Origin of the sequence: Peribacillus sp. NPDC097675, from assembly GCF_050277655.1 — a bacterium.
In the GTDB taxonomy this organism is placed as follows: Bacteria; Bacillota; Bacilli; order Bacillales; family DSM-1321; genus Peribacillus.
Map to the genome: position 1 here is coordinate 364,440 of NZ_JBNNSK010000002.1, position 12,714 is coordinate 377,153.

Below are 12,714 nucleotides of genomic sequence, written 5' to 3' on the forward strand. Positions count from 1 at the left end.
GTCACCTCGTCTCTTCTTTGCGCTCCTTAGCCCGAAGTTGGCCACAGGCTGCGTCAATGTCACTGCCTTGTTCTCTTCGAATTGTTACATTAATGCCACGCTTTTTCAATGTTTTTTCAAATTCAAAGATCTTATCCCGAGGTGTACGTACATAGTTGCGCTCCGGTACATAGTTAACCGGAATTAAATTGACATGGCACTTGATGTCTTCAATTAAATCGGCCAATTCTTGAGCATGCTCTACTGAATCATTTTCGCCTCCAAATAGACCATATTCAAAGCTTACACGTCGGCCGGTTTTCTCCGTGTAATATTTAATGGCTTCAATCAAGTCAGGTAGCTTATAAGCCTTATTGATTGGCATTAATTTACTTCTTAACTCTGTGTTCGGTGCATGAAGTGATACAGCAAAATTGATTTGCATGCTTTCTTCCGCAAATTTATAAATCTTAGGAATGATCCCGCTAGTTGAAACGGTAATATGACGAGCCCCAATATTCAATCCTTTTTCATGATTGATATTCTTCAGGAAAGACATCATATTATCATAGTTATCGAAAGGTTCACCGATTCCCATGATTACGACAGAGCTGACACGTTCCTCCACTTCATCAAGTGCTTGTTGTACCTTGACGACCTGGGCAACAATCTCCCCTGATTCAAGATTACGTTTTAAACCACCAAGCGTAGAAGCACAGAATGTGCAACCAATCCTACAACCTACCTGCGTCGTAACACAAATGGAATTACCATATTCATGGCGCATCAATACAGTTTCAATTGAGTAACCATCTTGCAATTCAAATAAGAACTTCATCGTTCCATCATTAGAGGTTTGCTGGATCAATGTTTTTAATGTCGTGAAATTGAACTGATCTTCCAATTTGTCGCGCAATGTCTTAGATAGGTTAGACATACCTTCAAAACTTGAAACACGTTTTTTGTAAAGCCAATCATAAACTTGATCTGCACGGAAGGCCTTCTCACCGTTCTCGACCAGCCACTCTTTTATTTGGTGTAGCTCCAACGAATAAATCGATGGTTTTTCTGGTGTTGTGTCTTTTCTCACTCTTGATGATTTCGTAATCTCTGCCATTACAGCACCTTCTTTCTAAAACTCGCAATAAAGAAACCGTCACTGCTAAAATATTGCGGGAACACTTGCAAAGTATGACCTTCGACAAATGCTTGAACGCTCTCGGGCATTCTGTCAGACAAGGTTGCATCCATTTCGAATTCAGGATGCTTTTCCAAAAATGCCGCTGCTACGTTGTCATTTTCTTCTTTATCCACCGTGCATGTACTATATACTAACTGCCCGCCTTGTTTTAAGAGCGGAGCGGCTGCTTCCAATAATTGTTTCTGTATGTTTGAAAGTTTCATTATATCATTATTTGTTTTAGTATACTTCACATCAGGCTTCCGGCGCATAACACCTAACCCAGAACAAGGGGCATCAATTAGAATTCGATCGAACCCTTCTTTATTGAAGTGCTCCTGTACATTCCTACTATCAAGGACCAGCGTTTTAATATTGTTCCTTAATTTTAGTCGCTCAGCCTGTTCTCTTATAAGCTTGACCTTATGTTCATGAAGATCCAGTGCATAAACTTGGCCAGTCGTTAACCCTTCAGCGATATGCATCGATTTGCCTCCTGGAGCTGCACAACAATCAAGGACCGAATCATTGTCATGTGCACCCAACGCATGGGCGACTAGCATCGAGCTTTCGTCCTGAATCGATAGATACCCTAATTTATAACTTTCTGAATGAGCAAGGTTTCCCCTATAGCTGATAATGGATTCCGGGATAAATTCACTTGCTTCCACATCGTAGCCTTCTTCAGTCAAAATGCTGATTAATTCATTACGGGTAATCTGTTTAAGGTTGACCCTTCCCGTCTGCAAAGGAGCCGTTAAGTTAATTTCACACATTTCTTTTGTTTTCTCGAAACCATATTGTTCTACCCATCGGTTAATCAGCCATGATGGGTGACTTACTTCGATTGAAAGGCGCTCACGTTCATCCTTGATACCATCAAAAGATGCGACACCATTTCTTTGAATGTTTCTAAGTACGCCATTGACCATCGACTGCGTACCTTTATGGCCTCGTTTTTTCGAAATCTCGACGGCTTCAAAAATAATCGCATGATCTGGGACTTTATCTAAATAAACCATTTGGTAAACGGAAAGCCTAAGAAGGTTTATGACCCAGCTTTGCGTTTTTTTAGGATTTTTTATATAAGGCTGCAGATAGTAATCCAGTGTCATCTTCCGCTGGATCGTACCGTAGCTGATTTCCGTCAGTAATCCACTGTCCACTGCTGATAATTGGTGCTTTTTAATCAAATTGTTAAGTAACAGGTTACTATAGGATTGATTTTTCTCTACAGATTCCAAGATGTCGAGAGCAATATCACGTACTCCCTTTTTAGTTTGTGTCATTAGTTTCTCCTAACTTCATTCCTGCTTTAATGAAAGATCCCGCACCAAGCAAATAATCTTTGGCAGGCATTTTTTTCTTCCCTGAAGGCTGTAGCTCAGTGATAAGGACCGCTGTTTCATTACCAGTCGCCACAACCATACCTTCATCAAGCACTTCAATTATCGTTCCTGGATCTGCTTGAACGTTACCTTTGGTTTTCTTTGTCTGCCAGATTTTCAGGACAGACCCGTTTAAGAGTGTATAGGCAACAGGCCATGGATTCAAGCCGCGCACATGATTATAGATGGCTTCTCCCGTTTTTGACCAGTCGATTTTTTCCTCTGACCGCTTAATGTTGGGGGCAAAAGAAGCTTTTTCTTCGTCTTGTTTAATTGCGGTCAGCTCACCATTTAAAAGCTTCGGCAATGTTTCAGCTAATAAATCCGCACCTACCTTGCTTAATTTATCATGAAGCGTACCAACATTATCCTCTTCTTCAATGATTAATTCTGCCTGCGTTAAAATATCCCCGGCATCCAATTTTTCAGCCATATACATGATGGTAATTCCAGTCTTTTCTTTTCCTTGTAAGATCGAGTAATGAATTGGCGCTCCACCACGTAGCTCAGGAAGCAAAGAGGCATGTACATTAATACAACCGAATTTAGGGGCTTCCAATAATTCATTAGGCAGAATCTGTCCGAAAGCCGCCGTCACCACTAAGTCAGGATTTAAACGGATGATTTTTTCCAGTTCTTCCTTTTCGCGAATCTTTTCAGGTTGATACACGGGAATTCCCTGTCTAATCGCTTCGACTTTAACAGGCGGGGGCGTCAATACTCTTTTTCTGCCAACCGGACGATCTGGCTGAGTGACGACCGCCATTACTTCATACCCCTCGTCAATGATCCGTTTAAGCACCGGTACTGAAAAGTCCGGTGTCCCCATAAAAATTATTTTTGTCATTTTTCTTCAAACCTTTCTAACTCTTCCTCCGTTATATAGCGGGAAACCTTACTTGTAAATAACACACCTTGCAAATGATCCATTTCGTGCTGAATGGCCCTCGCCAGGAAATCTTCCGCTTCTATTTCGAAGAAGTTCCCTTTTCTGTCCTGTGCACGTACTTTGACACGGTATGGACGTGAGACTTCTCCATAAATGTCCGGAAAACTCAAGCAACCCTCAACGCCTGTCTGTTCGCCTTCCGCTTCCAGCACTTCCGGATTGATCAATTCAATAGCACCTGATCCTTCCTCTATTTCAACGACGGCGACTTGCTTTTTCACACCGACTTGAGGGGCAGCAAGACCAACACCATCTGCTTCAACCATCGTTTCATACATGTTATTCAACAGCTTTGCCAATTTTTTATCAAAACTTGTTATTTTATCGCATTTTTGTTTTAAAATTTTTTCTGGAAACATGACAATCGGTAAAATAGCCAAAGTGAAAATTACCCTCCTAATATGGAAAACGAAACTTACTATATAAAAACGCAAGCTTGAACAGCTCGCGGTATCATAAAATCTACATCATAATCTGCGGATTTAGATCAATTGAAATCTGCAGGTGATTTTGGGCCGTTTCCTTTTGATAATGCTCCAAAAGGGTACGCAAATGATGATAAAGCTCCGGCTCTCGTTTGTATTTTATCAGACATTGATAGCGATATCTATTGTTGATTCGACTTATTGGAGAAGCCACCGGGCCAAGTACGATAGAATCCTTGTGCAAGCGGGAACTCAGATAATTCGTAATCTTATCTGTCACACTCACCGTTTTCATCAGATCCTCATGTGAAACCGTAACGAGGACTACATAAAAATAAGGAGGGTAATGGGCTTGCCTCCGGATATACATCTCCCTCTCGAAAAAAGCATCGTAATCCTGCAAAGCGGAAAGCTCAATGCTGTAATGCTCAGGTGTATAGGTCTGAATCACCACTTCGCCAGGAAGTTTGTGACGCCCAGCCCTTCCACTAACTTGGGTCAATAATTGGAATGTCTTTTCCGAAGAACGGAAATCAGGCAGATGCAACATCGTATCGGCTGAAAGCACGCCAACCAACGTAATATTGGGGAAATCAAGCCCTTTGGCAATCATTTGGGTGCCAAGCAATATGTCTGCCTTTCCTTCCCCGAATGCATTAAGCAACCGCTCATGCGACCCTTTTCTGCTCGTCGTATCGACATCCATCCGGATTACTTTGGCATCAGGGAGAATTTTTGCAAGCTCTTCTTCCACCTTCTGCGTTCCTGTTCCGAAGAATCGGATATGGTCGCTCTCGCACTCCGGACAAACGGAAGGCATTCCTTCCTCAAATCCGCAATAATGGCATTTCATTATATCATTAAAGCGATGGTAGGTGAGGGAAATGTCACAATTCGGACAGTTGATGACCAATCCACAGCTACGGCACATGACGAATGAGGAATGACCACGTTTATTTAGCATTAAGACTGTCTGCTGTCCCTTTTCAAGCCGATCTTGCAGCTTCGTAAATAGAAGTTCGGAAAACATCGAACGGTTTCCAGACCTTAGTTCTTCCCTCATATCCACGATATCGACTGCAGGCATGGCATGTTTATTCATCCGCTGACTGAGAGTCAATAACTGATAGACGTTTTTCTTGGCACGGGCAAAAGATTCCAGAGTAGGGGTGGCGCTTCCGAGGATGACCGGACAATGATAGGATTTAGCCCGTTCGATTGCAACATCTCTTGCATGATAGCGTGGATTTTCTTCTTGTTTATAACTCGCCTCATGCTCCTCGTCAATAATGACGATTCCCAAGTTTTCAAAAGGAGCAAACACGGCAGACCGTGCCCCTACCACTACTTTAACTTCTTTACGGTGAATTTTCCGCCATTCATCATATTTTTCTCCGACGGACAAGCCACTATGCATGACCGCAACCTGCTCGCCAAACCGTTCCTTAAACCTCTTCACCGTTTGAGGCGTCAGGGAAATTTCAGGAACCAGCATGATGGCTTCCTTTCCTTTTTCCATAACCGAAGCGATGGCCTGTAAATAAACTTCTGTCTTTCCACTTCCGGTCACACCATATAAAAGGAAAACGTCATGTTCATCATGTTTAATTTTCTCCTGAATGGGTTTTAACGCTACTGCCTGTTCATGAGATAACGTAAAGGGATTGGATTTTTCAAAAATACGGTTTTCATATGGATCTCGATACACTTCCTGATCAAGCTCCATTAACGCTCCCTTTGAAACAAGGGACTTAACTGTTCCGCTTGAAGTGTTAACCAATTCCAAGAGCTCCTTCAGCGGAACTGGATCTGGATGTTCAATGAAATATTGAATCAGTTCCTGCTGTTTTCTTGCATTCCCAGACAGATTTGAAGCCATTTCTGTCAATTCCATTGAAGAAAGCAGCGGTTTTATGACCCGCACGGTCTTTTTATTGAGGCGGTTTTTCACAAAATATACTAACTCCAAATTTCCTTTTTGCAACTCTTTTTGAAATAGGGAAGCATGCTCCCCTTCTATCACATCTTTCCATGATAGCGAGTCATCCTTACCGAAAAGGGCTTGTACCAATGTAGCGAGCTGGGCCTTTTTCCCGTCTACGATATTGATGACTTTTTCATATTTCGCTTTCATTGCTGCCGGAAGCATCGCTTGCAACGCTGAAATTTTGAAACACATGGCCTCTTTCGTCAACCAGTCACCAAGCTTGAGTAATTCATCATTCAAAACTGGCTCTAAATCCATCGGTTCCTTAATATGGCGGAGTTTGGCAAACTCACTTTTATCTTTCAAACCCGTTACGAATCCCTGCACCATCCTGGGACCAAATGGAACGATGACGCGCATGCCAGGTTTAATTACCTCAATCCATTTCTTTGGAATGCGATAGTCAAACTCCCGATCCGTTTGTTTGGCAGGTACATCCACTATGACGGATGCAATATCCATAATACATCAATCCTTTTGCATGCAAGATACTTCTGCCAAAATGCTTTTGGCAATATCCGCTTTACTCATTTTTGGAAGTTCGATAGTACGTCCATCCTTATTAAAAATCGTGACGATATTTGTATCCGTCCCAAAGCCGGCACCTGAAACCGTAACATTGTTGGCCACGATCATATCCGCATTCTTCTTCACCAATTTCCCTTTTGCGTACTCTTCGACATTATTCGTTTCCGCGGCAAACCCAACCAAAAGCTGATGTGTCTTATTCTTACCCAAATCCATAAGTATGTCCCTAGTCCGTTCAAATTCAATCACATTTTCTCCAGGTTGCTTTTTCATTTTTTGTTCATGATAAATTTTAGGTTTATAGTCCGCTACCGCAGCAGTCATGATCACAACATCACTGGATTCAAATTGCTCAAAAACCGCTTCATACATATCTGCTGCTGACTCCACTGGAATGACCTTCGCCTTTGAAGGGGGCGTAAGGTTCACAGGTCCTGTAACCAACGTCACCTCGGCCCCTTGCTCAACTGCCTGCTCAGCAATGGCATATCCCATCTTCCCACTGGAATGGTTCGTCACAAAACGGACCGGATCGATTGCTTCTCGAGTAGGCCCTGCCGTAATCAAAAATTTCTTTCCCTTAAGTGGCTTCAGGCCAAATTCACCAAAATAATCTTGAAGATGTTCAACTATCGTTTCCGGTTCCTCCAGTCGTCCCTTCCCTACATAGCCGCAAGCCAAATATCCTTCTCCTGGCTCGATGAATTGATAGCCAAACGTACGTAGCGTTTCCATATTCCTTTGCACAGCTGGATGAGCATACATATGGACATTCATGGCCGGGGCAACCCATACAGGCGCTTCTGTAGCAAGTAGTGTGGTCGTAATCATATCATCAGCGATTCCATTAGCGACCTTCCCAATGACATTGGCTGTAGCAGGAGCAACCAAGACGATATCCGCCCAATCCGCAAGGTCAATGTGAGCAATCACCGAGGAATCTTTTTCATCAAATGTATCGGTATATACATCATGTCTAGAAAGTGCCTGAAAGGTAAGTGGCGTCACGAATTGACGAGCCGAGGCGCTCATGATCACCTTAACGTGAGCACCTGCCTGTGTCAGTTTACTGGTCAGGGCTGCAGCCTTATATACAGCTATTCCGCCAGTGACACAAAGTAGAACCTTTTTATCAATAAGCATGCGAATCTCCCCTAACTATACAATCTATTTTTAACTAATTATGAAGGTTCACAGTTGGAATTTCATTCTATATGCGCAAGAACTAGAAAAAGTCTGTCATATCAACTGATAAAATAATCGTTTGATTTTATGCACCAATGATTTAAAAATCAAAACAAACAGGCCTGACACCTTGGCCGCAGGAAGGAAGCAAATTCCAAAAGTAACGCATCCTGTTTGCTGTTAGGGTGTCAGGCCCGATAGGTCAAGCATATGTGTTCAATTATTTTACTTCAGAAGAAAGATCATATGATAATTTACCAGAATAGATTTCTTCTAGGGCACGGCCGACTGATTTGTGAGAAACCGGTTTAGCGATCATGCAGTTATCTTTAATTTGCATTTCTCTGGCACGCTTAGCAGCCACTGATACAAGTGAGTATTTTGAATCGATTTTAAGTAATAGGGAATCAATAGATGGATATAACATAGTTTATTCCGCCTCCAACATTTTTTTATAAAGAACAGCAACTCTTTCCCGACGACAATGTTCGGCAATCACAATGGCATTAATTCTAGCACAAGCAGCATCCACATGGTCATTTTCAACGACATAATCATATAGATCCATAAGTTCTATTTCCTCTTTAGCCACTTTCATTCGTCCTTTGATGGCTTCCTCCGTCTCGGTACCACGGGTTACAATCCGGCTTTCAAGTTCAGACAAACTTGGTGGTGCAAGGAAAATGAATAATCCTTCAGGAAACTTCTCTCGAACCTGCTTAGCTCCTTGTACTTCAATTTCAAGAAAAACATCTTTTCCGGAATCAATCGTTTCCCGGACATAATCTACAGGCGTTCCATAATAATTACCGACGAACTCCGCATATTCAAGGAGCTTTCCTTCTTCAATCAACGCTTCGAAATCCTCACGTTTTTTAAAGAAATAGTCTACACCATCCACTTCGCCTTGACGTGGAAGTCGCGTCGTCATCGAAATGGAATATTCAAATGACGTACCCGGTTGTGAAAAGATCGCCTTTCTTACGGTACCCTTACCAACACCTGATGGGCCGGACAAAACAATTAATAAACCTTTTTCTCTCATAATCTTTCAGTTACCCCTCTTCTACGCTGTCATCTCGATCTTGAAGCCTTGCTGCAACCGTTTCCGGTTGAACGGCTGATAAGATGACATGATCGCTGTCTGTTATAATAACGGCCCTTGTTCTTCTGCCGTAAGTAGCATCTATTAACGATCCGCGATCACGGGCATCCTGGATAATCCTTTTTATTGGAGCAGATTCAGGACTTACAATGGATACGATCCGGTTTGCGGAAACGATATTACCAAAACCAATATTAATGAGCTTAATTGACATTTTTGTCCCCCATTCATATTCTATTGTCACCTTGACAGGGTAATCATAAACCGACTATTCGATATTTTGAACCTGTTCCTTTAATTTTTCAAGTAGGCTTTTCATTTCAACCACTTCTTTCGTAATGGTAGAATCATTCGCTTTTGAACCAATCGTATTAACTTCTCTGTTCATCTCTTGAACGAGGAAGTCTAATTTCCTTCCAATCGGTTCGCCATTTGAAAGTGTACCTGAAAATTGTTGCACATGGCTCTCGAGTCTAGTCAACTCTTCATTTATATCACATTTATCAGCAAATATGGCCGCTTCCGTTACAATACGGCTATCCTCAATCATTCCATCAGTCAACTCGGAAAGCTTTGCGACCAAACGGGACTTGTATTGTTCCACTACAGAAGGTGCATATTTCTTAACTTCTAATGTGATTGCTGCAAGCTTATTTAGCTGATTTTGCAGATCATGGGCAAGTTCCTGACCTTCCTGGACACGCATATCCTTTAAGTTTTCCAGGGCACCCTTTATGGACTCCATCAGCAAACTTTCCAAATCGATAGGTACAGTCGGTACTTCTTCCGTCAAGAAAATTGATTCAAGCTGGATCACGTCTTGCAACGTAATGGAACTTTCCAGGTTATATTTTCCCTTCACGTCATCCATCAACCTTACATATTGGTCAGCAAGATTCCAATCAATTTTGACATTCTTGGAGACTAAGCTTTCCCCTTCAACCGTTATGAAGATTTCCACTCGTCCTCGTCTTATGTATTCGTTCGCTATTTTCTTCACTTTTTCTTCCAGAACCAACAGTTGGCGCGGCATACGAATCGTATATTCGCAGAAACGATGGTTCACCGTCTTGATTTCGGCAAAGACCTTGACCTTTTCGTTTTGTGCTTCTCCTCTTCCATAGCCCGTCATACTGGTAACCATGTCTCCACTTCCATTCAAAACATAATGTGTAACTTGGCATGTTCATTCAATCTATATCAGCACTTGCACGGTATGCATCTGTTTATAAATAAAAGGTTCTAAAAATAAAAAGGTAATAGAGAAAGACTCTATCACCTAAAAGATTATATCATATTTCATTTTGCTTTTCTTGCTAAAAAGGTTCCCGCTAGTAAAAAAGTTGGGATGGAAGCCATTCCTACCACTAATAACCAATCCCTGCCTGATATCGGGACGGTGTGAAAGATTTCCTGCAACGGCTGAACATACATCACAGCAAGCATCAACAGCAATGATGACAACACAGCCCCCACTAAATATAAATTACCGAACGGATTTCTCGAAAAGATAGATTTTTCACTTCTACAGTCGAAAACATGGATTAACTGAGCAAGAACGAGTGTCGCAAATGCGATAGTCTGTGCATAAGGAAGATTATCCGGATTCGCTCGGTATACCACGTAAAAGGCAATCAGGGTCGATATCCCGATTAAAAATCCACGCGAAATGATCTTCCAACCAAGACCTCTTCCAAAAACACCTTCGTTCGCACTTCTAGGATTCCTCTTCATCACATCTTCTTCAGGAGCATCAAGCCCCAAGGCCATCGCGGGGAGTCCATCCGTAACCAAGTTGACAAAAAGGATTTGTATGGGAATCAACGGTAAAGGCAGGGCACACAGCATCGCAAAAAACATGACTAAAATTTCCCCAACATTGGATGCCAACAAATACCGTATAAACTTTCTGATGTTCTCATAGATGTTCCGTCCTTCTTTAATTGCCGATTTGATCGTGGCAAAATTGTCATCAACCAAAATTAATGATGAAGCTTCCTTAGCAACGTCCGTACCCGTGATTCCCATCGATATACCGATGTCGGCTGATTTGATTGCTGGAGCGTCATTAACACCATCACCTGTCATCGCAACGACATGTCCTTTGTTTTGTAATGCCTTTACAATTTTTAACTTATGTTCCGGCGAAACACGGGCGAATACTGACACCCCTTCGACAATTCCTTCCAGTTCATCAACTTCCATCGTCGATAATTGACGACCTTCGAGCACAAGATCTTTCCCTCTTAATATACCCAAATCTTTTGCGATTGCCTTGGCTGTTGTAACATGATCACCCGTAATCATGACCGTTTTAATACCTGCATCTCGGCATTCCTTGACTGCTTGTTTCACTTCAGGACGCGGAGGATCAATCATGCCCTGAAGACCCATGAAGGTCAAATTCCGTTCCGCCTCTGTTTCATGAAACAAAATCGTTCCCTTTGAAAGTGGTTTGTATCCCACGGCAATCATTCGGAGCGCGCTTGATGCAAGTTCATTCATTTCCTGTTGCACCCGTTCGTTATGTTCCCGATTCAGCTGATCCGTTCTACCATCCACTAAAATCGTATCACACTGGGCAATCAATACATCCGGTGCTCCTTTTACTACGACAAAATGGTTTTCTTTATCATCCTTGACTACAACACTCATCATTTTCCTTTCAGAGTCAAATGGAAATTCCTTCACAATCGTGAACTGGTTTGACAAATGCTCTCTAGTCAATCCTGCCTTCATCGCAGCAATTACCATCGCTCCTTCAGTCGGATCTCCGTCAAGGACATATTCATTTCCTCTTTCGTTTACTTCAGCTTTGTTGCAAAGAAGCCCAAATGTCATCATTTGGAGTAGAGCCTTCTCATTTTTCGGGGCAACCGTAACTCCTCCTGAAGAAAACTCCCCAATAGGGTGATAACCTGTTCCGCTCACATCCCAGGTTCTTCCACCACTCCAAATTTTCGTCACTGTCATTTTATTTTGGGTTAATGTCCCCGTTTTATCGGAACAGATCACAGTGGCGCAACCAAGCGTTTCAACTGCAGGTAGCTTCCTTACAATCGCTTTCTGTTTGATCATCCGTTGAACGCCCAATGACAGGGCTACAGTCACAATGGCCGGAAGGCCCTCCGGAATCGCCGCAACTGCCAAGGAAACACCCGCTAAAAACATGGTATAAAGATCATGACCTTGCAGGACTCCCGTCAATACGACAACGCCTGTTAAGATCAACGCTGTAATAATCAGGATTTTACCCAATTGTTCCAATCTTCGTTGCAGTGGCGTTTCTTTGGTTTCCGCTGTCTGAAGAAGGTCGGCTATCTTCCCCATTGCCGTGTTCATGCCAGTAGCCACAACAATTCCTATGCCATTCCCCCTTGTGACCATCGTTCCCATGAATGCCATATTTTCCTGATCTCCGATTCCCTCTGCCTCTCCCATCAATGGATCAGAGCATTTAACAGCAGGAATGGACTCACCAGTTAGGGCAGATTCTTCAATTTCAAGACTCGAATGGTCGACAATTCGTAAATCTGCTCCTATTCGATCTCCGCTTGCAAATTTCAAAATATCTCCAACTACCACTTCCCTTGAAGGGATCTTAAGCCATTGCCCGCTCCTTAACACCTGGACCTGTGGAGCTGTCATTTCCTTTAAAGCATCCAGAGATTTTTCAGCTTTCCGTTCTTGAAAGAAACCAAGTACTCCATTTAAAAAAACAATGGCAATAATGGCAATCGCATCGATATATTCCCCCAAGATACCCGAGATTAAGGTTGCTGCAAGCAAGACAATGACCATGAAATCTTTAAACTGTGCGAAAAACAAAAGGATGGCAGATTGCTTTTCCGCCGCTTTCAGTTCATTGAATCCTTGTTTGTTCAGCCTGTCCTGTACTACCTTTTCCTTCAAGCCTTCATTGACATTCGTTTGAAGCGCCTTCTCCATTTCTTGCTTATTCATTTCCTTGAATTCCATCGAGTATCAC

11 protein-coding genes are annotated in these 12,714 nt (G+C 42.4%); all 11 read right to left on the reverse strand.

Going from position 1 to position 12,714, the window contains the following annotated elements; genetic code table 11:
- Position 1 precedes the first annotated feature (1 nt).
- The 11 genes from rlmN to ACQKL5_RS05055 all read right to left on the reverse strand — a co-directional run bounded on the left by rlmN (position 2) and on the right by ACQKL5_RS05055 (position 12,704).
- Positions 2 to 1,096, reverse strand: a complete 1,095-nt coding sequence (gene rlmN / locus ACQKL5_RS05005) for a 23S rRNA (adenine(2503)-C(2))-methyltransferase RlmN (protein ID WP_427606905.1) — start codon at positions 1,094 to 1,096, stop codon at positions 2 to 4.
- The gene (rsmB, locus tag ACQKL5_RS05010; protein WP_427606906.1) at positions 1,096 to 2,448 is read right to left on the reverse strand and encodes a 16S rRNA (cytosine(967)-C(5))-methyltransferase RsmB; all 1,353 of its coding nucleotides are present in this window, start codon (positions 2,446 to 2,448) and stop codon (positions 1,096 to 1,098) included. Before rsmB ends, rlmN begins: the two co-directional genes overlap by 1 nt.
- Positions 2,435 to 3,394: a methionyl-tRNA formyltransferase gene (fmt, locus tag ACQKL5_RS05015; RefSeq protein ID WP_427606907.1), complete on the reverse strand. Its 960-nt coding sequence runs from the start codon at positions 3,392 to 3,394 to the stop codon at positions 2,435 to 2,437. The genes rsmB and fmt overlap by 14 nt, the downstream gene beginning before the upstream one ends.
- On the reverse strand, positions 3,391 to 3,876 hold the full coding sequence (gene def / locus ACQKL5_RS05020; RefSeq protein WP_427606908.1) for a peptide deformylase: 486 nt from the start codon (positions 3,874 to 3,876) through the stop codon (positions 3,391 to 3,393). Before def ends, fmt begins: the two co-directional genes overlap by 4 nt.
- Positions 3,877 to 3,958: 82 nt before the next feature.
- The gene (priA, locus tag ACQKL5_RS05025) at positions 3,959 to 6,370 is read right to left on the reverse strand and encodes a primosomal protein N' (RefSeq protein WP_427606909.1); all 2,412 of its coding nucleotides are present in this window, start codon (positions 6,368 to 6,370) and stop codon (positions 3,959 to 3,961) included.
- Between the two features lie 6 nt (positions 6,371 to 6,376).
- Complete coding sequence (gene coaBC / locus ACQKL5_RS05030; protein ID WP_427606910.1) at positions 6,377 to 7,579, reverse strand: bifunctional phosphopantothenoylcysteine decarboxylase/phosphopantothenate--cysteine ligase CoaBC; 1,203 nt, start codon at positions 7,577 to 7,579, stop codon at positions 6,377 to 6,379.
- A 262-nt stretch (positions 7,580 to 7,841) separates the two neighbouring features.
- Complete coding sequence (gene rpoZ, locus ACQKL5_RS05035; protein ID WP_427606911.1) at positions 7,842 to 8,048, reverse strand: DNA-directed RNA polymerase subunit omega; 207 nt, start codon at positions 8,046 to 8,048, stop codon at positions 7,842 to 7,844.
- A 3-nt stretch (positions 8,049 to 8,051) separates the two neighbouring features.
- Entirely contained in the window at positions 8,052 to 8,666 is a 615-nt protein-coding gene (gene gmk / locus ACQKL5_RS05040; RefSeq protein WP_427606912.1) for a guanylate kinase, read from the reverse strand.
- Positions 8,667 to 8,676: 10 nt separating this feature from the next.
- The gene (gene remA / locus ACQKL5_RS05045; protein WP_034313813.1) at positions 8,677 to 8,940 is read right to left on the reverse strand and encodes an extracellular matrix/biofilm regulator RemA; all 264 of its coding nucleotides are present in this window, start codon (positions 8,938 to 8,940) and stop codon (positions 8,677 to 8,679) included.
- Between the two features lie 54 nt (positions 8,941 to 8,994).
- Entirely contained in the window at positions 8,995 to 9,870 is an 876-nt protein-coding gene (locus ACQKL5_RS05050; protein WP_427606913.1) for a YicC/YloC family endoribonuclease, read from the reverse strand.
- 155 nt (positions 9,871 to 10,025) lie between these two features.
- Positions 10,026 to 12,704 (reverse strand): calcium-translocating P-type ATPase, SERCA-type, encoded by a 2,679-nt coding sequence (locus ACQKL5_RS05055; RefSeq protein WP_427606914.1) that lies wholly within the window; start codon positions 12,702 to 12,704, stop codon positions 10,026 to 10,028.
- Positions 12,705 to 12,714 lie beyond the last annotated feature (10 nt).

Excerpts from the sequence above, each read along its gene's own strand:
- coaBC (WP_427606910.1), bottom strand. The coding sequence starts at position 7,579 with ATGCTTATTGATAAAAAGGTTCTACTTTGTGTCACTGGCGGAATAGCT.
- remA (WP_034313813.1), bottom strand. The coding sequence starts at position 8,940 with ATGTCAATTAAGCTCATTAATATTGGTTTTGGTAATATCGTTTCCGCA.
- ACQKL5_RS05055 (WP_427606914.1), bottom strand. The coding sequence starts at position 12,704 with ATGGAATTCAAGGAAATGAATAAGCAAGAAATGGAGAAGGCGCTTCAA.
- fmt (WP_427606907.1), bottom strand. The coding sequence starts at position 3,394 with ATGACAAAAATAATTTTTATGGGGACACCGGACTTTTCAGTACCGGTG.
- gmk (WP_427606912.1), bottom strand. The coding sequence starts at position 8,666 with ATGAGAGAAAAAGGTTTATTAATTGTTTTGTCCGGCCCATCAGGTGTT.
- priA (WP_427606909.1), bottom strand. The coding sequence starts at position 6,370 with ATGGATATTGCATCCGTCATAGTGGATGTACCTGCCAAACAAACGGAT.
- ACQKL5_RS05050 (WP_427606913.1), bottom strand. The coding sequence starts at position 9,870 with ATGGTTACCAGTATGACGGGCTATGGAAGAGGAGAAGCACAAAACGAA.
- rlmN (WP_427606905.1), bottom strand. The coding sequence starts at position 1,096 with ATGGCAGAGATTACGAAATCATCAAGAGTGAGAAAAGACACAACACCA.
- rpoZ (WP_427606911.1), bottom strand. The coding sequence starts at position 8,048 with ATGTTATATCCATCTATTGATTCCCTATTACTTAAAATCGATTCAAAA.
- rsmB (WP_427606906.1), bottom strand. The coding sequence starts at position 2,448 with ATGACACAAACTAAAAAGGGAGTACGTGATATTGCTCTCGACATCTTG.